Below are 24,356 nucleotides of genomic sequence, written 5' to 3'. Positions count from 1 at the left end.
CCGAAGGCAGAGGTTCGTGACACCCACGGTGTCAAGACCGCTACTCTGCGATCAAACCGGCGTCGGCGAAGATCGTCGGGCGCTGGGTCGACTCGACCGGCAGCTCCGCGTCGGGGTCGACGAGGGCGCCCTCGACGAGGTTCGGGCAGTACCGCGACGGGTACGGGAGCTGATCGCGGCGCTCGCCGACCCACTCGAAGTGCATCCCGTCGGGGGTGAGGAAGTTGCCGCCCCAGGCGAAGCCGTGCTTGCGGAAGATCCGGACCGCGGTGCACCCGCCGGGATCGGTCGCGAAGTCCGGAGGCGCGCAACCCTGGCAGGAACCCCGGGTGTTCGTGTCGAGCGCCATCCCCCACGAGTGCCGCGACAGGAACCCGACCGTCCGACTCCGCGACAGGGTGTTGAACCGGGGGTTGTGGCAACCGCCGGCGAGGTTCGCGTCACCCACGTCGAACACCCCGCCGACACCGGCCGCGGCCGCTTCGGCCAGCGCGGCCTGGATCGCTGGCTGGACGACGTCGTGGCATCGGGCGCGGATCGCGATGAACGGGTTCAGCAGCACCCGCCCGCCCGGCAGGTTCTCGACCTGCCAGCGGTACTCCTGGGTCACCGACCCGTTCGAGTTCACCCGGAAGCCGAACTCGCCGAGGAGGGCCTTCGTCGCCCCCATCCCCAGGGTGTCGTCGGGATCCGCGGGATCCCAGCTGCGACGGATCCGGATCCGCGTCGACACCAGCGAGCTGTCCGCCAGCGCACGGTCGATCGCGCTGCGCGAACCGAACCCCCAGATCACCACGCTGCTCGCGCGCGACAGCCCGAGGCGGGCAGCGGCCGCGGGCGCCAGCAGCAGCTCGGTCCGGCCGGTGACGGCGTCGTCGACGACCGATCCGATGGTGAACTCGACGTCCGCACCGCTGAACGACCGCAACGTGACGACGTCGCCCGCCCGAGCGCCGCGCAGCGCCGCGGTCCCGCTGCCCATCACGATCTCGGTCGCGCTCATCGCCGAGGCCACCGGCGGCCCCATCAGCGCGGCGACCGTCTCGCGGTCGAGGACCGTGGTCCCCATCGGGTACGACATCGTCGAGGGCGCCTCCTGCACGACGGCGCCGCCACGGGTGACCCGGCGCAGCGAGAGCGACGCCGAATCGCGCACGACGGCGCGCGCCCCGGCCTGGCGGGCCGCCGCGAAGGCCCGGTCGCGCGTGGAGGCGTCGAGCGCCCCGCTGTCGTAGACCGTCACGACGTCGACGATCTCCGGAGCGAGCCGCACCGCCCGCGCCGTCACGCGCGCCCCCGGGCCGTCGAGGTCGAAGCCGGTGGTGGGCGCGGGCGCCGCGCCGTCGCCCGGAACGGTGGTCGGCGGCGTCTGCGCGTCGACGACGTCCGCTCCCCCGACGAGCGTCGCACCTGCGCAGACGGCGGCCGCGACGACCGTCGAGAGCGCTGCACGACGAGGGCGGACCGAGGCGCTGTGGCCGGGACGACGGCGAGGACGAGGGGTGCGGCGGAACACGCGCTCATGATACGAACGCCCCCGGCGCGATCGACGTCACCGCAGGTCGCCCGCACGGAGGCGCCGGGTCGCGGACGTGGTGCCGCCCGGCCGCGTGACCTCGCTACCGTCTGGCAGTCGTGAGCTCGCAACCTCCCTCCTCGACCGGCGACGAGACCGCGCCCGAGCACCCGCCCGTGGACGGGGCTCCGTCCTCGACGACGAGCGGCTCCTCGAGCGGCGGTGACGGCACGACCGCGGGGAGCGGACGCGAGGCGGAGACCGCCCGGCGTCTGCAGCGCCTCGACGCGATGCGCGCCGAGGGCGTCGAGCCCTACCCGTACCGATTCGACCGGACCCACTCCCTGGTCGACGTCCGAGCGGGGTGGGGCCACCTCTCCCCCGGCGACGAGACCGAGGACGAGGTGTCGGTCGCCGGCCGCGTGATGCTCAAGCGCGACACCGGCAAGCTGGTCTTCGCGACCGTCCGCGACCGCACCGGCGACCTCCAGCTGTTCGTCTCCAAGGCGGTCATCGGCGACGACGCGTTCGCCGACGTGAAGGGGCTCGACCTCGGCGACTGGGTGGGCGCGCACGGCACCGTGATGGTGACCCGCACCGGTGAGCTCTCCGTCCGGCCGGACCGCGTCGAGCTGCTGTCCAAGGCGCTGCGCCCGCTCCCCGACAAGTGGCACGGCCTCTCCGACGTCGACACCCGCTTCCGGCAGCGCTACGCGGACCTGATCGTCAACGAAGCGGCGCGCCGCAACTTCGAGATCCGCCACGAGACGATCTCGAGCTTTCGCCGCACCCTCGCCGCCCACGGGTTCGTCGAGGTCGAGACCCCGGTGCTGCACCCCGAGGTGGGTGGCGCCCACGCCCGCCCGTTCACGACGCACCACAACGCGCTCGACATGGACCTCTCGCTGCGGATCGCGGTCGAGCTGTACCTCAAGCGGCTCATCGTCGGCGGGATGGAGCGCGTGTACGAGATCGCGCGCACCTTCCGCAACGAGGGGATCGACACCCGGCACAACCCCGAGTTCACGATGATGGAGCTGTACCAAGCGTTCGCCGACTGGACCGACGTGATGGACATCACCGAGGAGCTGGTGACGACGGCGGCGCGCGACGCGCTCGGCACGACCGTGGTGACGGTGGGCGGAACCGAGGTGGACCTCGCCGAGGACTGGCCCCGGGTCCGGATGATCGACGCCGCCTCCGAGGCGACCGGGGTCGAGCTGCACCCGTCGATGCCGATCGAGCGAGCCCGCGAGGTCGCGGCCGATCACGGGGTCCGCGTCGAGCCGTTCTGGGGCCCGGGCAAGATCGTCGAGGAGCTGTTCGAGGCGACCGCCGAGGCCTCGATCGTGCGACCGACCTTCGTCACCGGGCACCCGGTGGAGATCTCCCCGCTCGCCCGCGTCGATCGGGACGACCCGCACCTGACCGAGCGCTTCGAGCTGTTCGTCGGCGGGCGCGAGCTCGCGAACGGCTACTCGGAGCTGAACGACCCGGTCGAGCAGCGTGCGCGCTTCGAGGAGGAGCAGGCCGCGAAGGAGGCGGGCGACCTCGAGGCCGGCACCGTCGACGAGGACTACCTGCGCGCCCTCGAGTACGGCATGCCCCCCACCGGGGGCCTGGGCATCGGGATCGACCGGCTGGTGATGCTGCTCGCCGGCGTCGAGAACATCCGCGAGGTCATCCTGTTCCCCACCCTCCGCCCCGAAGCCTGACCTGCGTCGCGCCACGGGCGCGCGTCGCGCTCGGGGTCCGACCCGGAGCGCGACCGAGCACCGAGGGTCCGACCGTCGACGGCTCCGGCCGTCATCGGACCCGAGGCGGCGGGGGTCGGGTGGGCCGTCTAGCTTCGCTGGGATGGCACGAACGGCATGGGGCGCTGGGCTCGCGACGGTGGACTCGACGGGGGCGACCCTCGACACCTGGTACCGGTGGATCGGGTGGGGGGAGTTCGGCGACGACGACATGGCCGGCCCCGGTGGTGCGCTGAGCGAGATCGAGGAGAACCTCGGCCTGCGCGACACCGACGACACCGAGCGCCGGGTGACCGTGCGCCCCGTCCGCATCACCATCGACGTCGACGAACCACCCGCGTCGCCCGAGGACGCGTACCTGCGCCTCCACCTCCTCTCGCACCGCCTCGCCGCACCTCGCTCGATCTCGATGGACGGGACCTTCGCCGTGCTGAACAACGTGGCGTGGACCGACCGGGGTCCCGTCGCGATCGCCGACGTCGACGCCGTGCGCTTCGCGGTCCGCCAGGCGGGCGGGGTGCTGGCCGTGCGCGGGATCGACAAGTTCCCGCGGATGACCGACTACGTGATCCCCGCCGGGGTGCGCATCGCGGACACCGACCGGGTGCGCCTCGGTGCCCACCTCGCCGCCGGCACCACCGTCATGCACGAGGGCTTCTGCAACTTCAACGCCGGAACCCTCGGGACGTCCATGGTCGAGGGGCGCATCTCCAACGGGGTCGTCGTCGGGGACGGATCAGACATCGGGGGCGGCGCCTCGATCATGGGGACGCTCTCGGGAGGCGGTACCGAGGTGGTCTCGATCGGCGAGCGCTGCCTGCTGGGAGCGAACGCCGGCATCGGGATCAGCCTCGGCGACGACTGCGCGGTCGAGGCTGGGCTGTACGTCACCGCCTCGACACCGGTGTTCACCCCCGACGGCGTCAAGAAGGGCAAGGAGATCTCGGGGATGGGCGGACTGCTGTTCATCCGCGACGGCCAGACCGGCCAGGTCATCGCCCGGCCGCGCACCCGCACCTGGGGGGAGCTGAACTCCGAGCTGCACAGCAAGCAGTAGCCGCGGCGACGGAGCGTCGCCCGGCTCGCTCCCGGTCGCTCGCGGCGACGATCGCACGTCAGCCGCGCGCGACGTCGACGGCGACGTCCATCGTCTGCGCCCCCGACGGCCCGAGCACCACCCCGCGCACGGGCGCGACGTCCGCGTAGTCGCGACCCCACGCCACCGTCACGTGGCGCGTCGGCGGGGTCTGGTCGTTCGTCGGATCGAGGTCGAGCCAGCCCGCCCCGGTCCACGCCGACGCCCACGCGTGCGACGCGTCGGCGCCGATCGACTTGACCTCCCCGGGAGGCGCCTCGGTCTCGATGTACCCGCTCACGTACGACGCCGGGATGCCGACCGAGCGGAGCACCGCGGTGGCCAGGTGGGCGAAGTCCTGGCACACCCCGCGCTGCTGCTCGAGCACCGTGTCGAGCGGTGTCGTCCAGTCCGTGGCCGTCGGGTCGAACGACCATGTCGCGAAGATCTCACCCGCCAGGGCGCGCACCGCCTCGACGATCGGGCGACCGGGCACGAACACGCGGTCGGCGAGCATCGCGAGCAGATCCCCGCGCCGCAGCGGGGTCGATCCCTCGGTGCGCGCGAGGTAGGGGCCGACCCGGATCGCGTCCGGTCCGCGCAGCGCGCGCACCCGCTCGGCGACGTCCCCCCACGCCTCGTCGGTCGACGGGGGCTCGGGCACGTCGACGTCGACGGTGCTGCGCGCGACGAGCTCGAACGCGTCGTGGCGGTGGTGCACCCCCAGCGAGAGGATGCGGTTGCCGAAGACGTCGGTCGACTCGCTCGTGTCGTCGGGGGTCGGGGTGGCGGTGACCTCGGCGTCGATCACCTGCTGGAACGGCCGCTGGCGGGGCAGCAGGCAGGCGACGGAGTATGCGTCGGTCACCGGCCGCTCGTAGCCGTACGAGGTGCGGTGGGTGACGTGGTACCGCCGGCTCACGCGACCGCTCCCGGATCGACGATGCGCGAACGCACCACACGGGGGTGCGGCGGGGCGACGAGGCGGGTGGAGGTGAGCTCGGCCGCGAGGCCGTGGAGGCCGTCGGCGGCCGCGTCGATGTCGCCGGCCGCGGTGTCGGGGCCCATCGCGTCGACCGCACGGGCGACCGCTTCCAGCCGCTCCGAGCCCGCGTCCCACCCGATCGCCGCCGCGTTGCGGATCAGCCCGGCCACCGATGCGGCCGCCGAGCGCGGGTTGCGCTCGTCGTGGAGCAGGAGCTGGAGCACCGCCCCGACCTCGACGTCGCTGCGGTGGCGGCGGCGGTAGGCGACCAGGCTGTCGTTCGCGGACAGCACCCCCTCCAGGCCGCGCCGGCGCTCGAGCTCGACGAGGCGCGGGTCGCGCTCGATCCGGATGGCCATCGCCGCTCCGGTCATCGCGACCACCGTGCGCTCGTAGCGCTTGGCGAAGTCGCCGAAGTACCACGCCGGCCCGCGCACCACGCTCTCGCTCCACAGGCCGCCGAACGCCGAGAGCTGGAACAGCAGCGTGTCGAGCGCGTCGACGTCGTCGGGGTGCTCGGCGAGGTGGCCCCGTGTGGTGACCATCTCGCCGAGCACCCGCCCCGTCGTGGCGGAGAGGAACTCGCGCACGCTCGCCGACTCGGCGAGCATCGCCCCGATGTGGAACTCGAGCGACGACGACGCCGCCGCGACCGCGGCGCGACGTGCCTCCGCCAGGTTCATCGAGGCACCGCCCGCGACGACGGCGTCGAGCGGGTCGGTGGTGCCGGTGAGCGCTGCGAGCAGCCGCATCGACGGGGTCGGTCGACCGGACCAGTGCGCGAGCGGCGGGGCCGCGGCGATCGCGCGCATCGCCCGGGCGACGGCCTCGGCGCGCTCGGCGGCCCGACCGAGCCAGTACAGCGAGTCGGCGGCGCGGGTCGGGACGGAGGTGATGAAGTCGACCTGGGGCGCGGAGCGCACCGGTTGGTCGAACGGCACCGTCGGCTCGTCGCCGAGGACCCACACGTCCTTCGCGCGGCACGGGGTCGGCAGCGTCGGGTCGTCGAAGGGCTCGATCACGCGCCCGTTCGCTCCCGGGACGACCGAGATGCCGTCGTCGGTGGCCACGGCGTGGAAGCGCAGCACGATCGGCTGGGGTCGCAGGAAGCCGTCGACGAAGCAGTCGACGCGCTCGGCCGGCGCGCCGAGGACGTCGTCGATGCGCGTCGAGCCGGCCGAGGTCCGGGGCGACGCGAGGGTGAGCCACGGAGCCTCGCCGGTGATCGACTCGCCGGCGCGATCCCACAGGCCGAGCAGCGTCGCGTCCTCGAGCACCCCGCTGCCGTGGGCGTTGGCGATCGAGAGCGATCCCGCCTCCTCGGCCATCAGCACCGCGGGGATGCCGGCCGCGCCGAAGGTGTTCGTCTCCATCGGATCGAGCTGCCGGTCGCCGATGCGACGGTGCAGGACGTCGATGCGCTCGAGGCCGCCGAGGGTCTGCAACCACAGCTCGTCGTCGCGCACCACCAGGTCGGGACCCTCGACGATGTTGAACCCGAGCTGGGTCGCGAGGTAGGAGTGCTCGACGTAGGCGGGGTGGTCGATGCCGCTGGTGAGCATCACCACCCGCGGCCCCTCGACGGCGGTGGTGTCGACCAGCGCACGCCGCACGAGTGAGAGCGCCGGATCGATCGGCCGCGGCAGGTCGGCGCCGAGGTCGACGACCTGCGAGAGCACGTTGCGGTCGAGCAGGGTGTAGCCGAGCCCGACCGGGGCGTCGGTGTGGTCCGCGATCGCGAACCACACCCCCTCCGCCGTGCGCACGACGTCGACGGCGTAGGTCGACAACCAGCGTCGGTGCGGACGGTGGCCGTCACGCTCGACCGCGGCGAGGCGGTAGGCGCTGGTCCCCCACAGGCGAGCCGGGTCGATCACCCCGTCGGAGACGAGCGAGCGGGCGCCGTAGAGGTCGTCGAGCAGCGCCTCGAACATCGCCATCCGCCGCGTCACGGCCTCCTCGATCCAGCGGAACTCCGCCGCGCTCAGGACGTACGGCACCGGATCCAGCCGCCACGGTCGGCTGGCGAGCGACACCGAGCGACCGTCGGCGCGCACCGGGAGGTCGTGGACGATGTGACCGGCTCCCTCCGCCATCAGCAGCCGATCGAGTGCCGCCTGTCGACGACCGAGCTCGAGCGGGTCCGGGGTCCCGGCGGCGTCGACCGTCGAGCTCACCGTCGATCCGCCACCCACGCTCACCCCGGGTCGATGCTGAGGAAGCGCTCGGTGATCGCGCCGTTGACCTGGCCGAGCAGGGACTGGACCAACTCCATCGCCGAGTCGAGGTCGGCGCCGTCGTCGGTGGTCGCCATCGTCGACATCAGCGCCGTGCGGGCCTGCGCGACGGCGACGCGCACCATGTCGGGGCGGCTCAGCCGATCCAGGCAGCGGTCGAGCTCGTCGAGGCAGAAGCGCACGGCGCGCGGGAACTGGTCGTCGAACAGCAGGAAGCGGACGACCGACGACGCCTCGATCGGGCCACGGGTCGCCCGCTGGTACATCTGCAGCGCGGACAGCGAGCGCAGCACCCCCATCCACTGCACCTCGTCGTACTCGCGCGCTCCGTCGTCGTGGGCCATCAGGCTCGCGGCGCGGACCCCGACCACCCGGGTGGTCATGTCGGCGCGCTCGAGGTAGCGCCCGAGGCGCCACATCTCCCACGCCGCGTCGCGGGTCATCGAGGAGGTGAGGATCCCGTCGAGGCGTCGGCTGTCGTTCGCGACGCGCCCGAGCACGTGCGCCCGGAAGCGTCGGTCCTCCGCGCGACTCCCGTCGGACCCCATGAACAGGAAGAGGTCGTTGACCGTCCTCCACGCCTCGCGTGGGAGCACCTCGCGCGTCGTGCGCAGGTTGGACCGCGCGGACGACACGCAGGCGGTGACGCTCCCGGGGTTCTCGGGGTCGCACACCAGCTCGTTGACCACCTCGCGCTCGGTGGCGGCCCTCTCCTCGACGGGGGCGTCCTCGTCGGGGGCGTCACCGCACACCGCGAGCAGCGGGACCCAGCGGTGCGAGCCCTCGTGCTCGGTCGGCATGTCGTCGAAGAGCTCCCCGAACTCCTGCACGAGGCGCGCCGTGTCCTCGGCGCGCTCGAGGTAGCGGGCGGCCCAGAAGATGCGATCCGCGTTGCGCGACAGGAGCGCCACGTCAGCCCGCCCCGCCGCGGGTGGACGGCGCGTCGGCGGAGGCCGACTGCGACTGCGACTGCGACCGCGACCGCGACTGCGGCGGGGGCTCGGCGCTCGCCGCCGCCTGGAACGAGGTCTGCGACCGGGCGGCCGTCTCCGACGCCGTCACCGGTGCCGCGGCACCCGCTCGGCGCGCCGCGCCGCCGGGGGCGAGGTCGACGATCCAGGTGTCCTTGCTCCCCCCGCCCTGCGAGGAGTTGACGATCAACGACCCCTCGGCGAGCGCCACGCGGGTGAGCCCGCCGGCGGTCACGTAGCTCGTCTCGCCGGTGAGGACGAAGGGGCGCAGGTCGACGTGGCGGGATCGGAGCTCACCGTCGATCAGGGTCGGGACGGTCGACAGGTCGAGGATCGGCTGGGCGACCCAGTTGCGCGGGTCCTCGAGGATCGACGCCGCGCACGCCGCGAGCTGCTCCTCGGTCGCCTTGCTGCCGATCGTGATCCCGTAGCCGCCGCTCTCGTTCGCCGGCTTCATCACCAGCTCGTCGAGGTGGTCGAGCACGTACTCGCGCTCGTCGTCGTACATGCAGCGGTAGGTCGGGACGTTCGCGATGCGCGGCTCCTCGCCGAGGTAGTAGCGGATGATGTCGGGCATCCAGGCGTAGACGCACTTGTCGTCGGCGACGCCCGCGCCGGGAGCGTTGGCGATGCCGACGTTGCCGGCCCTCCACGCCCGCATCAGCCCCGCGCAGCCGAGCAGCGAGTCGGCGCGGAAGGCCTCGGGGTCGATGAACAGGTCGTCGATGCGGCGGTAGACGACGTGCACCCGCTCGCGCCCCTCGATCGTGTGCATGTACACGCAGTCGTCGTCGCCGACCACGAGGTCGCCGCCCTCGACGAGCTCGGCGCCCATGCGCTGCGCGAGGAACGAGTGCTCGAAGTAGGCCGAGTTGAAGATGCCCGGCGTGAGCACGGCGATGGTCGGGTCGACGACGCCGTCGGGGGCCAGCGAGCACAGCAGCTTGTTCAGCTCGTCGGTGTAGGTGTCGACCGGGCGGATCTGGTCCTTGCCGAACAGCTCCGGGAACGCCCGCTTCGTCACTGCCCGGTTCTCGATGACGTAGCTGACACCGGAGGGCACCCGCAGGTTGTCCTCGAGCACGTAGAACGTCCCGTCGTCGTCGCGCACCAGGTCCGAGCCCGAGATGTGGGCCCACACGCCGAACTTCGGGTGGGCGCCCACGCACTCGGGGCGGAAGTTCACCGAGTCGGCGAGCAGCTCCGCGGGGAACACCCCGTCGGCGATCACCCGCTGGTCGTTGTAGATGTCGTCGATGAACATGTTGATCGCCCGCAACCGCTGCGCGAGGCCGTCCTGCACCCGGCTCCACTCGTCGCCGGGGATGATCCGGGGGATCACGTCGAAGGGCCACGCCCGGTCGATGTTCTCGCCGTCGGAGTAGACGGTGAAGGTGATCCCCATCGTCAGGATGTCGAGCTCGGTCGCCTGCTGGCGGGCGAGCAGCTTCTCGGGGCCCATCTCGTCGAGCAGCGTCCACAACCCCGTCGCGGTCGGGCGGGGGGTGCGGTCGTCGAGAAGGAGTTCGTCCACGGACGCCGAACGTATCCCGTCGTGGCGTCGGCGACGTGCGCCGGTCGAGGAAGTAGCGTCGGCGCATGGCCAGATCCGACGAGTTCGGCGATCCCGTCGAGCTCGAGGCCGGCGGGAGGGTCGTCGCGATCACCAACCCCGGCAAGGTGATGTTCCCCTCCGTCGGACCGGGGAAGGAGGAGCGCACCAAGCTCGACCTGGCCCGCTACTACCTGGAGGTCGGTGAACCGCTGATGCGCACCCTCTCCGACCGGGCGGTGCTCCTCGAGCGCTACCCGAACGGGGTGCGCGGCACGTCGTTCTTCCAGAAGCGGATCCCCGACTCCGCCCCCGGGTGGCTGACGACGACGACCGTGCAGACGATCAACGGCACCGCGTCGCGCGCGCTGGTGATCTCCGACCTCGCGCACGTCCTGTGGGCCGCCAACCAGGGCGTGCTCGGGCTGCACGTGTGGCAGTTCCGCGCGACGCACCCCGAGGAGGCCGACGAGCTGCGGATCGACCTCGACCCCTCCCCCGGGGTCACCTTCGAGATGACGCGCGAGGCGGCGGGGTTCACCCGCGACCTGCTCGCCGAGCTGGGGATGGTCGGCTTCCCGAAGACGACCGGGTCGAAGGGCATCCACGTCTACGTGCGCGTCGAGCCGGGGTGGGACTCGTTCGCGATCCGTGGGGCGGTCGTCGCGCTCGGGCGCGAGCTCGCCCGGCGGCACCCCGACCTGATCACCGACCGGTGGTGGAAGGAGGAGCGCGGCGAGCGGGTGTTCGTCGACTTCAACCAGAACGCGCCGCACAAGAACATGTTCGGCGCGTGGGGCGCACGGCCGCGGGTCGGCGCGCAGGTGTCGACGCCGTTCGGCTGGGACGAGCTCGACTCGATCGACCCCGAGGTGCTCACGATCGACACGGTGCCGGCCCGCGTCGCCGAGCGCGGTGACCCCTGGGAGCTGATGGACGACGCCGAGTGCTCGATCGCCCCCCTCGTCGAGCGCTTCGCCGCCGACCTCGCCGACGGCGTGCCCGACCCGCCGTGGCCGCCGCAGTACCCGAAGATGCCGAACGAGGCCCCGCGGGTGCAGCCGAGCCGGGCGCGCCGACCCGACTGACGGAGCGCGACGTGCGTGGCCCGCTCGACCGGGACGGCCGGGGGAGACCGGGTCCGGGCGGGGTCTGCCCACGCCCGGACCCGAGCTCGGCGGCTCACACGATGTCGAAGCGGCGGAGGTAGTCCTGCGCGACGTCGGCGACCGGCTCGCCGTCGCTGACCCGGCGGTTGAGGTCGATCATCCGGCGTTGCGACATCGGGCGCAGGATGTCGCGCACGAGAGCGTCGAGGTCGTCGGCGTGCTCGTCGTAGACCTCGGAGCGCACGTTCAGCGACACGTTGTAGACGTAGAACACGCCGTCGTCGACGACGAGGTCGAGGTCGAACGCCTCGATGCGCCCGTCGGTGGTGAACACCTCCCCGAAGTCGCAGTCGTCGAGCGCCGTCGCCTCGTAGATCTCCGCGGCCTCGAGCACGCGGAGCTGCGAATCGGGCACCTCGTAGCCGGTCTCGTCCTCGAACAGCACCAGACCGTCGGCGCGCTCGGTGAACTCCGGCTCGACGCAGACGACCGCGTCGTCGTTCTCCTCGAGGTGCTCGGCCATCGCCTGGAGGTCGAACGCCTCGACCGAGTAGCGCGTCGCCCGGGTGTCGGCGGCCACCTCGGGGCTCTTCGCGAACCCGTAGGTGTCGTTGAAGGTGGAGCGCCCGAGCCACTCGATGCCGTTGTCGGCGTCGAGCTCGCGGACGGCCTCGGTCAACGCCTCGCCGTCGGAGTCGGGCGGAGTGCCCTGCTCGAGGATCTCGACCCAACCCGTCGAGTTGTACTCGAAGTAGGCGTCGATGTCACCGGCCTCGAGGGCCGCTCGCGTCGTGGGGGTGTCCCCGGTGTCGACCGCGTCGGTGACCCCCGCCCCGTTCGCCGCGAGCGCCTGCAACAGGATCTCGCTGAGCACGTACTGCTCGGTGAAGTTCTTCGACCCGACCGTCACGCTCAGCCCCTCGAGGTCGATCTCCGAGGTGGCCACGTCGTCGCCGCAGCCGACGGCGACGAGGCCGAGAGCGGTCACCGCGCCGATGGTCGCGCGCGCCCTCACGACCCCTCCTCTTCCTCGGTGGACATCGTCGAGCCGGCGGCGGCCGACGCCGCCGCCACCCTCTCGGCTTCGACGCGCCGGTCCTCCTCGGCCTTCAGTCGGGCCCCCTCGGCATCGGCCAGGCGAGCCTTCGACGGCGGCACCATCCCCACGTCCATGAACCGCAGCTCGTTGTCGAACGCCTGCTTCATGCTGTAGATCGCGACCATGATCACGCAGGCGAACAGCAGCCCGCTGGCCACCGCCGCGGACTGCAGGGCGACGAGCCCGCCGCCCAGCAGCAGCACCGCCGCCACCGCCCCCTCCATGATCGCCCAGAAGATGCGCTGCGGCACCGGCGACTCGAGCTTGCCCCCGGAGGTCAGGTTGTCGACCACCAGCGATCCGGAGTCCGACGAGGTGACGAAGAACGACGTCACCAGGAGCACGCCGAGCAGCGACGTCAGGAACGTCAGCGGGAACGCCTCGAGCAGGTCGAACAGCGCGGTCGAGGTGTTCGCGTTGACCGCCGCCGCGACGTCGCGCACCCCGTCGATCTGGGTCTTCAGGGCCGCACCGCCGAACGCCGACATCCACAGGAACGTGACCGTCGACGGGATGACGACCACGCCGACGACGAACTCGCGGATCGTGCGGCCCTTGGAGACGCGGGCGATGAACATGCCGACGAAGGGTGCCCACGAGATCCACCAGCCCCAGTAGAAGACCGTCCACGGCCCCTGCCAGTCGCTCTGGGTGACCGATTCGGTCCAGAAGCTGAGGCTCGGCAGCGTCTGGAGGTACTGACCGGTCGACTCGACGAAGGTGCCGATGATGAACAGCGTCGGGCCGACCACGATGATGAACAGCAGGAAGGCCGCGGCGAGGCCGAGGTTGAGCTGGCTCAGCCGCTTCACGCCGCCGTCGAGGCCGGCGACGACCGACAGCGTCGCGAGCCCGGTGATCGCCGCGATGAGGATCACCTGGAACACCACGACGTCGGGGGTGCCGAACAGGAAGTTCAGCCCCGACGACATCTGCTGCACCCCGAAACCGAGCGACGAGGCGAGGCCGAACAGCGTCGCGATCACCGAGACGATGTCGATCAGGTTTCCCCAGAACCCGTAGATGCGCTCCTTCAGGATCGGGTAGAAGACCGAGCGCATCGTCAGCGGGAGGCCGCGGTTGAAGGTGAAGAAGCCGAGCGCCAGGGCGACGAGGGCGTAGATCGACCACGGGTGCAGGCCCCAGTGGAAGAAGGTCGTCACGAGCGCCGCTTCGGCCGCGTCGGTCGACTCGGGTTCGACGCCGAAGAACGGCGGCGGCGTCTGGTAGTGGAAGATCGGCTCCGCCACGCTCCAGAACATCAACCCGATGCCCATCCCCGCCGAGATCAGCATCGCGTACCACGCGACGTTCGTGAACTCCGGTCGGGCGTGCTGGCCGCCGAGGCGGATCTTGCCGTACTTCGAGAAGGCGAACGCGAAGATCGCGATCACGAACACGTTCGCCGCGAGGATGTAGAACCACCCGAAGGTGTCGCCGATGAACGCGAGCGACGCCTCGAAGAAGCTCTCCGCCTGGTCCTTGAACACGAGCGTCAGCGCGAGGAAGACGATCAGGAACCCGGCGGCCCAGAACGTGACCTGGGGGTGCAGGTCGAAGCCCCACTTGACGATGTTGGTGTCACCCGGCTTGCGGTCGCGGACCTCCTCGTAGTACACGTTCTCGGGCTCGACCTGGAGCCCCTCGAACTCGGGGCGCTCCCGGATCGCCCGCTCGCGCTCGGCCTCGTCGATGTCCTCCATCTGGCGTGCGTGGCGGCGCCGGTCGTCGGTGGCGTCGGTCACGTGACGTCTCCTCGTCTGGTGCGTTCGGGTGCGGTTCGCATGTCGTGGTCCCTCTCGTTCGGTGAGCTTCGGGTGTGTCGGACGGATGGCGGGCGGGAGCCATCCGAAGCGGCGGTGCGTCGGAGTCAGTCCATCGCCACCTCCCCGAACCAGCGCTCCAGCAGGCGATCGTGGTCACCGGACTCGAAGACGTCGAGCAGGGCGCGGTTGAGCGGTTCGCGCAGCGGATCGTCGGCGGCGACGACGAACCCGTACTGCTGCGGGTCGAACGGGGCGCCGACCAGTCGCAGGTCGCCGGTGGCGTCTTCGGTGACCTCGTGGCGAAGGATCGCCGCGTCGTGCACGACGGCGTCGACCTCACCCGAGCGCAGGGCGGCGTACGCGTCCCGTGCGCTCGCGAAGCCGCTCGACGCGATGCCGAGGCGGGACAGCTGCGCGTCGGCCTCGGACTCGACAGGCACCGCGACCCGGTGGTCCCGCAGGTCGTCGACGGAGTCGATCGAGCTCTCGATCTCGTCGAGCGTCAGCGCCGAGGCGATCCCGGCGGTGACGTAGGCGATCAGGAACAGCCCGGTGAACATCCACACCAACCCCACGACGCGACCCGTTCTTGACCCTTCGGCGTCCGGTCGCCGTACCCGACCGTGGTGGCCGTGACGGCCGCCCACCAGAAGGACTCCCAGATCCCGGTCCGGTAGTCGGCCGGGAAGTCGGGGTTGCGCCCTCGCTCGGTCCACCAGACGATGTGGGCCGCGATCGCCAGGGCACCGACCAGCAGCAGCACGATGGCCAGGACGTCGAGGGACAGCACCCTGCGGGCGAGCGCGCCGACGGTGCCGCCGAGGAACCCCCGGTCGCCGTCGGCCACCATGATCTGCAGCCCGCTCTCGATGAACGGGTAGCTGAAGTCCGCGCGCTCCTCGCGCCGGGCGGTGATGCCGGTCGCGCCGACGCCGACGTCGACCTCGCCGCGCACGACCTCGTCGACCAGCTTGACGGAGCTGTCGACCGCGCGGACCTCGTAGTCGACACCGAGTCGCACGGCGACGGCCTCCCACACGTCGAGCGCGAAGCCGTCGAAGCGGTCGTCGACGTAGGTGACGAAGGGCGGCGAGATCCTGGTGGCGACGCGCAGGGTGCCGAGGTCACCCACGTCCGCGCCCTCCTCGGTCGGCAGCTCGCTCGACAGCTCGAGCCCCGCGTCGAGGTGGGCTCGGGTCGCCGACTCCATCCACCCGTCCACCGTCGAGCGGTTCGCCGAGATCCACTCGCGGGCGTGCAGCGCGATGTCGTCGGCGTCCGGCCGGTCGGACACGAGCCGGGCGTTCTGCGCCTCGATGTCGTCGAGCGGGATGCGCAGGTCGACCAGCAGGCGCGCCACGGCGGGGTGCTCGTCCACGATGCGCCGCGCGGTCACCGCCCGGATGTCGTTCGGCGCGAACCCCATGGCGCACGGGTCCGCGAGGCACCCCTGGACGTCGGCGACCTCGATCGCCGACTCCTGGTCGGCGAGCTCCGCCGGCAGGCTGGCGAACGGGACCGGGACCCACGCGACGTCGTCACCGGCTACCAGCTCGCCGGTCGTCCAGTTCGGCGTGAACGTGTAGGCCAGGACCGGCTCACCGCGGGCGGCGCGGTCGACGGTCGTCTGCATCAGCGGTCCGTAGGAGCCCTGCACCTGCTCGACGGTGCCCGAGAGGCCGTACGCCTCGAGGTGGTGGTCCACGATCGGCCCGCACGTCCACTCGAGCTCGCAGCCGATCAGATCGGCGAGGCCGTCGCCGTCGGTGTCGAAGACCTCGGCCACCTCGGGATCGGCGAGGTCCCCGAGGTCCTCGATCCCCAACCGCTCGACGGTCGCCCGGTCGATCACGTAGCCCTGGAGGGCTCCGTCGTCCACCTCGCTGCCGAGCGCGACGATCTCGGGGCGCTCGCCGACGAACGGATCGTGGAGCGGGAACCAGCCGTTCGCCCAGACGTCCACGTCACCGTCGACGAGGCCGTCGTAGAACCCCTCGTTGTCGTAGGTCACCGGATCGGACGCGTCGTAGCCGAGCTCGCGGAGCAGCGCCACGAGGATCTCCGCCTGGAACCAACCCGTGTCCCACGTGGGTCGTGCGACCCGCAGCTCGGTCGCCGCCCCGGGCCTGCCCACCTCGTGCGCCGTGGCTGCGGCGTCGTCGCCCACCGGCGCGGCGTCGACATCGCCGAGCGGCCCCCCGAGCGGCGCGCCGACCACCACGAGGGCGACCACCACCAGGGCGACCGTCCACGGTGCCGAGATCGCGCGGCCGCGAGCCGGCGACGGGCGGTGGTTCCTGGGTTGCACGGGTCTCCCTGCTCGCGCCCGCTCGCTCGGTGACCTCCGCGACGGTAGCGAGACCTCGGGGCCCGCCGGAGACACGGACCGACCCGACCACGGCCCGGCCCGACCGAGCGAGCCGTCGCGATCGGGGGCGCCGCGGCGACCGAGCCCCGGGAATGCCGGCGCACCCGCGGCGGTTGCACCGATCATGACCGTCACCGCACCGTCCGAGCGTCGGGCTCCGAGCATCGAGGTCCGCCGGGCCGCCGACCGCTTCGAGACGACGGCCGGCTGGCTCGACTCGCGACACTCGTTCTCCTTCGGCCGCCACCACGACCCGGCGAACACCGGCCACGGCCTCCTGCTCGTCAGCAACGACGACGTGGTCCGCGCCGGCACCGGGTTCGACACCCACCCCCACCGCGACATGGAGATCGTCACCTGGGTGCTCGCGGGCGAGCTCGAGCACCGCGACTCCGAGCGCAACCGCGGGGTGATCTACCCCGGGCTCGCGCAGCGGATGTCGGCCGGGCGGGGCATCTGGCACTCCGAGAAGAACCCCTCGCCGACCGACGACGTGCGCTTCGTGCAGATGTGGGTCCTGCCCGACACCGAGTCGGTCGACCCCGGGTACGAGCAGCTCGACGTCAACGCCGAGCTCGATCGAGGCGGGCTCGTGCCGATCGCCTCGGGCCGTGGCCACGACGCGGCGATCTCGATCCACCAGGCGGGCGCCGTGCTGCTCGGCGGGCGCCTCTCCCCGCACGAGGTCGTGGCCCTCCCCGACGATCGGCACGTGCACGTCTTCGTCCCCGTCGGCTCGGTCGAGCTCGAGGGCGCCGGCACCCTGGCGACGGGGGACGCGGCCCGCCTGACCGCCGCCGGTGACCTGGCGCTGACCGCCGGGGACGAGGGGGCCGAGGTGCTCGTGTGGGCGACGGCCTGACAGACTGGCGCGGTGTTCGAGCGGCGGGGGACGGTGAGCCGGTGACGGCCGACGACTCGACACCGACCCCGCTCGCGCCCTACGACGACCTGGCGCGCCTGATCGCGTCGCGCCGCACCTCGATGTTCGTCCAGTCGGGCCGCGAGGTCCCGGTCGACGTCGTCGAGCAGCTGTGCGAGCTCGCCGCGTGGGCGCCGAACCACAAGCGGACCTGGCCGTGGCGGTTCGCGCTGTTCACCGGGGGCGGGCGTGCCCGCCTGGGCGAGACGATGGTCGCAGACATGGTCGACGCCGAGTTCGGCGACGAGGGCAAGCGGCTGAAGACGGCGACGAAGTACCTGCGCACCCCCGCGGTGCTGGCCGTCGGGTGCGCCCCGCACCCCGACACGATGCTCGACCAGGAGAACCGGGACGCGGTGGCTGCCGCGATCCAGAACCTGATGCTCGGAGCCACCGCGATGGGGATCGCCACCTTCTGGTCGACCCCGGCGCTCACCCGCCCGCCCAAGGTCCTCGACCTGTGCGGCTTCGACCACGACGTGCGGGTGGTCGGCCTCGTGTACCTCGGCTGGGCCGACGACGACAACTGCCCGCTCGCGCCCGAGCGACCCCCCGTCGACCTCGCCGTCGTCGACTCCTGACACCGCCACCGCCCCCGTCGTCGCGGACGGGGTCCGACCCCGGCTGCGCCGAGACGGGTTGGGCGACGTCGGGGGTGGGCGCGAAGATGGGGCGGTGACGACCGCCGACGCCTCCCGCCAGACGATCGTCACCCTCGACCTCGAAGGCGTGCTGATCCCCGAGGTGTGGATCGCGGTCGCCGAGCGGACGGGCATCGACGGTCTGCGCCGCACGACCCGCGACGAGCCGGACTACGACGTCCTGATGCGGTACCGCCTCGACCTGCTCGCCGGCCACGACCTCGGGCTCGGCGCGATCCAGGACGTGATCGCCGGGCTCTCGCCGATGCCCGGAGCGCGACGCTTCCTCGACGACCTGCGCGAGCGGACCCAGGTGATCATCCTGTCCGACACCTTCGAGCAGTTCGCCGCGCCGTTCATGGCCCAGCTCGGGTGGCCGACGATCATGTGCCACCGGCTCGTCGTGGACGACGACCGGATCGTCGACTACCGGCTCCGCCAGCCCGACCAGAAGCGCCGCGCCGTCGAGGCGCTGCAGTCGCTCGACTACCGCGTCGTCGCCGCCGGCGACTCGTACAACGACACGACGATGCTCGCGGCGGCCGAGACCGGGTTCCTGTTCCGGTCACCGGACAACGTGATCGCCGAGTTCCCCGGGTTCCGCGCGCTCACCGAGTACGACGAGCTGCTCGACGCCATCACCGCCGAGCTCTGAGCGCTCCGCCGGGCTCGGCGCACCGCGCCGGCGCCAGCGCTCGAGCCCGCTGCGTGCGACCGCGTCGATCACCACGGCGAGCGCCACCAGGACGAGCGCGACGATCCCGTCGAGCCACCAGTGGTGGCCGGTGACGACGACGACCAGGATCGTGACCGGGAGGTGCGCCGCGGCCAGCCACCGCCACCGGCTCGGGCTCGACGCCGCGATCCCGAACCCGATCACCGCCGCCCACGCCACGTGGATCGACGGCATCGCGACGAACTGGCCCGACACCCCGGTCCCGACCGGGCCGTAGACCGACATCGAGTGGATCTCGGAGAGGTCCACGTAGCCGAGGTCGACGAGGAAGCGCGGTGGCGCGACCCGCTGGAAGCGGATGAGCAGGCACCCCGCGGTGGTCAGCGCGAGCACGTCGCGCCAGCGCCCGTATGCGTCGCGGTGGCGCCAGAACATCCAGGCGAGGAAGGTGAGCAGCGCCGGCACGTGCATCCCCGCGTAGTAGGCGGCGGACAGCCACCCGAGCGGATCGCGCTCCACCACCCACCGCTGGAGCGAGAGCTCGGTGGGCAGGCCCATCGCGTCCTGCACCTCGACGATCCGCCGGGCCCGCTCCATCGCACCCTGCGACTGCACGAGCGGGAGCAGCTTGGCGGTGCGCCACAGCGCGTAGAGCCCGGTGAGCACCGCCAGCTCGCGCACCGCCGGCAGCACGATCTCGGTGGTGCGCGTCGGGCGCATCCGCCCGAGGAGCAGCCCGACCGCGGCGCACACCACGCAGGCGACGGCCCCCTGCTGCCAGGTCGGCCACCTCGTCGCCGCCACCAGAACCGCCGCGCTCGCCCCGATCATCGCCGATCCAGTGTGGCGCGGACGACGCAGCGGTCGCGCGCGCGGAGCCGCCTCAGGGGGTGTGCTGGCCGAACACGGAGCGGAGGCTGTCGCTGATCTCGCCGAGGGTGCACCGGGCGCGCAGCGCGTCCTTCATCGAGTAGAGCAGGTTGTCGGTCCCCTCCGCGGCGTGCGCCACCGCGGCGAGCGCGGACTCGACCTCCGCGGTGTCGCGGTCGGCCTTGTACGCCTCGGTGGAGGCGACCTGGGAGCGCTCGAGGTCGGGATCGCCGGGGAACGGCTCGGGGTCGGGATCGTCGTCGACGGTGAACCGGTTGACCCCGACGACCACCCGCTCGTCGTCGTCGATCGACTTCGTGTACGAGTAGGCGGCGTCCTCGATCTCGTCCATCTGGAAGCCGGCCTCGATCGCCGCGACGGCTCCGCCCTTGGCGTCGATCGCCTCGATGTACTCCCAGGCGAGCTGCTCGATCTCGTCGGTGAGGGTCTCGACGAAGTACGACCCGGCGAGCGGGTCGACGGTCTCGGTGACCCCCGACTCGTAGCCGATGATCTGCTGGGTGCGCAGCGCGATGCGCGCCGCGGTCTCGGTCGGCAGGCTGAGCGCCTCGTCGTAGCCGTTGGTGTGCAGCGACTGCGTCCCGCCGAGCACCGCGGCCATCGACTGGATCGCGACGCGCACGACGTTGTTGATGGGCTGCTGCGCGGTGAGCGTCGATCCGCCGGTCTGGGTGTGGAACCGCAGCATCGACGACTTCGGATCCTGCGCGCCGAAGCGCTCGGTCATGATCCGGTACCACATGCGCCGGCTGGCCCGGAACTTCGCGGCCTCCTCGAAGAAGTTGTTGTGGCCGTTCCAGAAGAAGCTGAGCCGAGGCGCGAAGTCGTCGACGTCGAGGCCGGCGTCGATCGCCGCCTGGACGTAGGCGATCGCGTTCGCGAGCGTGAACGCGATCTCCTGCACCGCCGTCGAGCCGGCCTCGCGGATGTGGTAGCCCGAGATCGAGATCGTGTTCCACGACGGGACGTGCTTCGAGCAGTACTCGAAGATGTCGGTGATCAGGCGCATCGACTCGCGCGGCGGGTAGATGTACGTCCCCCGGGCGATGTACTCCTTGAGCAGGTCGTTCTGGATGGTGCCGCCGATCTGCTCGGCCGTCACCCCCTGCTCCTCCGCGACCAGCTCGTACATCAGCAGCAGGATCGCGGCCGTCGAGTTGATCGTCATCGAGGTGGTCACCTCGTCGAGCGGCAAGCCCGCGAGGAGCTGGCGCATGTCGTCCATCGTGTCGATCGCGACGCCGACCTTGCCGACCTCGCCCTCGGCGCGCGCCGCGTCGGAGTCGTAGCCCATCTGCGTCGGGAGGTCGAACGCGCACGACAGCCCGGTCTGGCCGGCACCGAGGAGGAACTTGAACCGCTCGTTGGTCTGCGCCGCGGAGCCGAAGCCGGAGTACTGGCGCATCGTCCACAACCGGCCGGTGTACATCGAGGGGTAGACGCCCCGCGTGTAGGGCGCCTCGCCCGGGAGGCCGAGCTGGCGCTCGGCGTTCCAGTCGGCCAGCGCCTCGCCGGTGTAGATCTTCGCGATCGGGATGCCGGAATCGGTGGTGGGCAGTTCCGGGGGTGCGTCGCTCGCCGTGGAAGCCATGAGCAGATGGTACGCACCCCCGCCGTGGCCGACCCAGCGGTCGTCCCGGCGCGCCGGCGCGGCCCGCCGAGCGCCCGCTCAGCGCGTCGCCGTGGGGAGCGCCGTGGCGGCGGTGTCGGAGCTCTCCGGGAGCAGCGACATCACGTCGACCTGCTCGAGCACCATCCACGCCACGAAGGTGGCGTAGGTCGCGAGCAGGATCCAGCACTCGCGCCGGGAGAGCAGCAGACCGGTCCGCAGCTGGGTGAAGAGGACGATCGTCGCGAGCGTGAGGAACCCGATCAGGGGGACGGCGACACCGAACTGGAACGCGATCGACCCGGCGATGAGGACGCCGACCGGCACGGCGATCAACAGGTCGAAGATGTTGCTGCCGAGCACGTTCGACATGCTCACGACCCCCTCGCCGCGACGGGCGAGGCGGATCGAGATGAGCGCGTCGGGGACGCTGGTCACCGCGGCGATCACCGTGATGCCCCACACGAACGGGGGGATGCCGGTCTCGTCGCCGAAGAACAGCGCCGCCCGCACCAGCAGCTCGACGCCGATCACCACCAGGACGAGGCTGACCGCGAGCTTCGTCCACGCCGCGCCGAGCCCGAAGCCCTCGGGCGGCGCGCCGGGGGTCGAGTCACGGACCTCCTGCTGCTGGATGAAGACGTACAGCCCCTAGAGCGCGATCGGGATCAGCGCGAGCGGGCGGGTCATCGTCCCCGTCAGCGTCTCGATGCCGGCGGCGGTCGTGTCGGGGTTGTAGATCAGGGCGAAGCTGAACGTGAGCACGAACACCGCGACCGAGATCAGGTAGAACTGCGCGTCCTTGTAGACGAGCTCCTTGTCGCTGAGGACGCCCTCCTCCGACAGCACCCCCGACAGGCCCGGGATCACGAGGATGTTGAAGATCGCGGATCCGACGACGACGCTCAGGCCGAGCTCGAACTCGCCGTGCACCAGGGTGGCGAGGACGGTGCTCGACAGCTCGGGGAAGCTCGAGCCGATCGCGACCACCATCGCGCCGTGGACGACCGGCGGGAGCCCGTTGTGCAGCGAGAGCCCCTCCGCGCTCGTCTCCAGCAGATCCGACCCGCGCCAGACGACGACCCCGCCGACGAGCGCACCGACGATCCACACGACGACGTCCACGCCGGCGAACCGTAGACCGGAACCGACCGGCGTCGAACGGATCGCGCCGAACCGCGCGCGACTCCTCGTCACCGCGGCACGTCACCGCGCTGCGACGATCGCGACCTCCATCCGCCACTGCGGGCGGGCGAGCCCGGGCACCGTGACCAGCGTCGACGCCGCGAGGTGACCGTCGAGGAACCGGTCGCGCGCCGCCATGACCGGTGCGAGGTCCTCGCCGGCCACGACGTAGGTCACGACCGACACGACGTCGACGGGGCCCATCTCGGCGTCGGCGAGCATCGCCGCGATGTTCCCCCACACCACGTCGGCCTGCTCGGCGACCCCGTCCGGGGTCGTCCCGTCGGGGGCGGTGGGCACGACGCCCGAGGTGTGCAGCCAGCGCCGCGGCGCCTCGACGAGCATCGCGTGGACGTAGTCGGCCGCGGGGGCGGCGATCGAGGACGGTGAGACGGGTCGCAGCACCCGCCCATCCTCGCCGATCGCGCCCACCCGAGCGATCCCGTCGCCGGCGACGGCCCCCGCATCGGGCCGAGGCGAGCCCGGTGCGGTCACATGAACGGCCGGCGGCTGGTCTCGACCGCCGCGAGCACGTGATCGCGCAGCGCCCGCGCCTCCTCGTGAGCGATGAGCGGCACCTCGAGGTGCCCCTGCGCGGTTCGCACGTCCACCGTCGCGAGGTCGCGCCGACGCTCGAACAGGCTCCGGGTCACCGTCACGGTCTGCACCTTGACCAGCGACAGCTCCCCGGTGCGGTGGGTGAGCCACCCGTGCGCCTCGCACAACCGGTCGTCGGTGACGCCCCACCGACGCCGCCGCCAGCGCGCTCGCGCCGTGAGCCACCGCACCGGGACGAGAGCGAGGAGCACGAGGAACCACGGACCGCCCGCCGAGACGAGCGCGATCGTGAGCGGCACGACGATCACCGCCCTGTTCCGCACGGCCCGGAGCACGATCGCCTCCGACACCATCCGGTCGTGCGCGGGCGGTGCGTCGGTGCCGAGGACGAGCCGGCGCAGCGCACCGAGCTCGGCACCGGTCGAACCCGGCAGCGACAGGCTCCCCTCCCCCACCGTGCGCAGCTCGATCTCGCGGATGCCGAGCCACCGGTGCGCGGGGGTGCGCTCGGTGGCGATGGTCTGCACGCGCCGCAGCGACGAGGCGCGGCTCGTCTTCGTCAGCAGTCCCGCGGTCCTGCGCAACCCGCCGCGGGTGTGGCGCACGGTCAGGTCCCAGTTCGTCACGAGCTGGCGAACCACCTGGAGCACGAACCCGACGACGGTCACGAAGACCGACCCGATGAGCACGACGACGAGGACCTCGGCGGCGGACGCCGTCGCCAGGTCGTCGGCCAGCCGCTCGTCGGCGTCGAGATCGACGCCGACGAGATCGCGGACGTCGTCGGCGAGCGCGAACAGGGGGGCGAGCGCCACGAGCCCCGCCCACGGCAGCCGCGCCGCGCCGACGCGGACCAGGTCGAGCGCCGTCCGCCGGAGGACGATCTCGCCGTCGTCGCGGTCGTCGACGACGGCTCCGTCGCCGCCGGTGGCCGACGGGGCGCGGCCACGGTCCTGCTCGGCGGCCAGCCGGGCCAGCGCCTCGGCACGGTCGCGCACGACGGCATCGATCCTGAGCTCGGTCTCGGTGGACCCGGCCGTGTCGACCGTCGCGCTGACGAGGCCCGCCAGGCGGTGGAGGAGCTGCTGCTCGATGCCGACGCTCTGGATCCGGTCGAGCGGGACGATGAGCCGCTCGACCGTCGCCAGCCCACGCGTCACGATCAGCTCGTCGTCGTGGACGACGAAGGTGAAGCGCCACCAGCTCGCGGTCGCGACGCCGGCGAGGACGGTCGCCGCGACGACGCCCACGATCCACAACGAGACCTGCAGGGTGCCGCTGGCGACGAAGATCACCGCCACCACCAGGTTGACGATGCCCGCCCGTCGGAGGAACCGCCACGCGATCAGGAGGAGGGCGAGCGGCGATTGGCGAGTCGGCTGGGCGAGCAGTCGGCGATCGGCGCCCTCCCGGTCGGCGTGCCCGTCCACGGCGGAGGTCAC

At 72.0% G+C, this 24,356-nt stretch carries 20 protein-coding genes and 1 pseudogene; 6 read left to right on the top strand and 15 right to left on the bottom strand.

The features are described 5' to 3' along the window. Positions 1 to 40 precede the first annotated feature (40 nt). On the bottom strand, positions 41 to 1,516 hold the full coding sequence (locus tag ACOOHC_RS05810) for a M15 family metallopeptidase (RefSeq protein WP_420453064.1): 1,476 nt from the start codon (positions 1,514 to 1,516) through the stop codon (positions 41 to 43). A 119-nt stretch (positions 1,517 to 1,635) separates the two neighbouring features. Here ACOOHC_RS05810 and lysS point away from each other — a divergent pair, with 119 nt between their 5' ends. Then, positions 1,636 to 3,231, top strand: coding sequence for a lysine--tRNA ligase (gene lysS / locus ACOOHC_RS05805; protein ID WP_420453063.1), 1,596 nt, complete (start codon positions 1,636 to 1,638; stop codon positions 3,229 to 3,231). Between the two features lie 142 nt (positions 3,232 to 3,373). Then, positions 3,374 to 4,327 carry a DapH/DapD/GlmU-related protein gene (locus ACOOHC_RS05800; protein WP_420453062.1) on the top strand — a complete coding sequence of 318 codons (954 nt, stop codon included), beginning with the start codon at positions 3,374 to 3,376 and terminating at the stop codon, positions 4,325 to 4,327. Positions 4,328 to 4,385: 58 nt separating this feature from the next. On the opposite strand, the gene ACOOHC_RS05795 is transcribed toward ACOOHC_RS05800, so the two are convergent. The 4 genes and pseudogenes from ACOOHC_RS05795 to ACOOHC_RS05780 form a co-directional block, all read right to left on the bottom strand. Beyond that, complete coding sequence (locus ACOOHC_RS05795) at positions 4,386 to 5,267, bottom strand: transglutaminase family protein (protein WP_420453061.1); 882 nt, start codon at positions 5,265 to 5,267, stop codon at positions 4,386 to 4,388. Beyond that, positions 5,264 to 7,531, bottom strand: coding sequence for a circularly permuted type 2 ATP-grasp protein (locus ACOOHC_RS05790; protein ID WP_420453060.1), 2,268 nt, complete (start codon positions 7,529 to 7,531; stop codon positions 5,264 to 5,266). The genes ACOOHC_RS05795 and ACOOHC_RS05790 overlap by 4 nt, the downstream gene beginning before the upstream one ends. Continuing rightward, positions 7,528 to 8,478 carry an alpha-E domain-containing protein gene (locus tag ACOOHC_RS05785; RefSeq protein ID WP_420453059.1) on the bottom strand — a complete coding sequence of 317 codons (951 nt, stop codon included), beginning with the start codon at positions 8,476 to 8,478 and terminating at the stop codon, positions 7,528 to 7,530. Before ACOOHC_RS05785 ends, ACOOHC_RS05790 begins: the two co-directional genes overlap by 4 nt. A 196-nt stretch (positions 8,479 to 8,674) precedes the next feature. Next, positions 8,675 to 10,072, bottom strand: a pseudogene (locus ACOOHC_RS05780) (circularly permuted type 2 ATP-grasp protein); the annotation flags it as partial. Positions 10,073 to 10,137: 65 nt separating this feature from the next. Between ACOOHC_RS05780 and ligD the strand changes: the two are divergent. Beyond that, positions 10,138 to 11,178: a non-homologous end-joining DNA ligase gene (gene ligD, locus ACOOHC_RS05775; protein WP_420453058.1), complete on the top strand. Its 1,041-nt coding sequence runs from the start codon at positions 10,138 to 10,140 to the stop codon at positions 11,176 to 11,178. A 94-nt stretch (positions 11,179 to 11,272) separates the two neighbouring features. Here ligD and ACOOHC_RS05770 read toward each other — a convergent pair whose 3' ends face one another. The 4 genes from ACOOHC_RS05770 to proX all read right to left on the bottom strand — a co-directional run bounded on the left by ACOOHC_RS05770 (position 11,273) and on the right by proX (position 16,372). Further along, on the bottom strand, positions 11,273 to 12,187 hold the full coding sequence (locus ACOOHC_RS05770) for a glycine betaine ABC transporter substrate-binding protein (RefSeq protein ID WP_420453057.1): 915 nt from the start codon (positions 12,185 to 12,187) through the stop codon (positions 11,273 to 11,275). A 23-nt stretch (positions 12,188 to 12,210) separates the two neighbouring features. Then, positions 12,211 to 14,043, bottom strand: coding sequence for a BCCT family transporter (locus ACOOHC_RS05765; RefSeq protein ID WP_420453056.1), 1,833 nt, complete (start codon positions 14,041 to 14,043; stop codon positions 12,211 to 12,213). A gap of 125 nt (positions 14,044 to 14,168) precedes the next feature. After that, the gene (locus tag ACOOHC_RS05760; protein WP_420453055.1) at positions 14,169 to 14,639 is read right to left on the bottom strand and encodes a hypothetical protein; all 471 of its coding nucleotides are present in this window, start codon (positions 14,637 to 14,639) and stop codon (positions 14,169 to 14,171) included. Further along, positions 14,603 to 16,372 carry a glycine betaine/L-proline ABC transporter substrate-binding protein ProX gene (proX, locus tag ACOOHC_RS05755; protein ID WP_420453054.1) on the bottom strand — a complete coding sequence of 590 codons (1,770 nt, stop codon included), beginning with the start codon at positions 16,370 to 16,372 and terminating at the stop codon, positions 14,603 to 14,605. Before proX ends, ACOOHC_RS05760 begins: the two co-directional genes overlap by 37 nt. Before the next feature lie 184 nt (positions 16,373 to 16,556). Here proX and ACOOHC_RS05750 point away from each other — a divergent pair, with 184 nt between their 5' ends. The 3 genes from ACOOHC_RS05750 (at position 16,557) to thrH (ending at position 18,650) form a co-directional block, all read left to right on the top strand. Then, positions 16,557 to 17,294 carry a pirin family protein gene (locus ACOOHC_RS05750; RefSeq protein ID WP_420453053.1) on the top strand — a complete coding sequence of 246 codons (738 nt, stop codon included), beginning with the start codon at positions 16,557 to 16,559 and terminating at the stop codon, positions 17,292 to 17,294. A gap of 41 nt (positions 17,295 to 17,335) precedes the next feature. Then, the gene (locus tag ACOOHC_RS05745; protein ID WP_420453052.1) at positions 17,336 to 17,935 is read left to right on the top strand and encodes a nitroreductase family protein; all 600 of its coding nucleotides are present in this window, start codon (positions 17,336 to 17,338) and stop codon (positions 17,933 to 17,935) included. Between the two features lie 94 nt (positions 17,936 to 18,029). Continuing rightward, positions 18,030 to 18,650, top strand: coding sequence for a bifunctional phosphoserine phosphatase/homoserine phosphotransferase ThrH (gene thrH, locus ACOOHC_RS05740; protein ID WP_420453051.1), 621 nt, complete (start codon positions 18,030 to 18,032; stop codon positions 18,648 to 18,650). Here the strand turns inward: thrH and ACOOHC_RS05735 are convergent. The 6 genes from ACOOHC_RS05735 to ACOOHC_RS05710 form a co-directional block, all read right to left on the bottom strand. Further along, positions 18,561 to 19,502: a phosphatase PAP2 family protein gene (locus ACOOHC_RS05735; protein WP_420453050.1), complete on the bottom strand. Its 942-nt coding sequence runs from the start codon at positions 19,500 to 19,502 to the stop codon at positions 18,561 to 18,563. The genes thrH and ACOOHC_RS05735 overlap by 90 nt on opposite strands. A 52-nt stretch (positions 19,503 to 19,554) precedes the next feature. Further along, positions 19,555 to 21,153: an acyl-CoA mutase large subunit family protein gene (locus ACOOHC_RS05730; RefSeq protein ID WP_420453049.1), complete on the bottom strand. Its 1,599-nt coding sequence runs from the start codon at positions 21,151 to 21,153 to the stop codon at positions 19,555 to 19,557. A gap of 78 nt (positions 21,154 to 21,231) precedes the next feature. Then, positions 21,232 to 21,807, bottom strand: coding sequence for a sodium:calcium antiporter (locus ACOOHC_RS05725; protein ID WP_420453863.1), 576 nt, complete (start codon positions 21,805 to 21,807; stop codon positions 21,232 to 21,234). 15 nt (positions 21,808 to 21,822) lie between these two features. Then, positions 21,823 to 22,296, bottom strand: a complete 474-nt coding sequence (locus ACOOHC_RS05720) for a sodium:calcium antiporter (protein WP_420453048.1) — start codon at positions 22,294 to 22,296, stop codon at positions 21,823 to 21,825. A gap of 81 nt (positions 22,297 to 22,377) precedes the next feature. Next, complete coding sequence (locus ACOOHC_RS05715; RefSeq protein ID WP_420453047.1) at positions 22,378 to 22,761, bottom strand: RidA family protein; 384 nt, start codon at positions 22,759 to 22,761, stop codon at positions 22,378 to 22,380. Positions 22,762 to 22,847: 86 nt separating this feature from the next. Next, positions 22,848 to 24,356, bottom strand: coding sequence for a PH domain-containing protein (locus tag ACOOHC_RS05710; RefSeq protein ID WP_420453046.1), 1,509 nt, complete (start codon positions 24,354 to 24,356; stop codon positions 22,848 to 22,850).

The sequence above is a fragment of the Ilumatobacter sp. genome, from assembly GCF_965215205.1.
GTDB lineage: Bacteria > Actinomycetota > Acidimicrobiia > Acidimicrobiales > Ilumatobacteraceae > Ilumatobacter_A.
The sequence above is the reverse complement of the archived record's forward strand: the minus strand, read 5'-3'. Positions and strand labels throughout refer to the sequence as shown.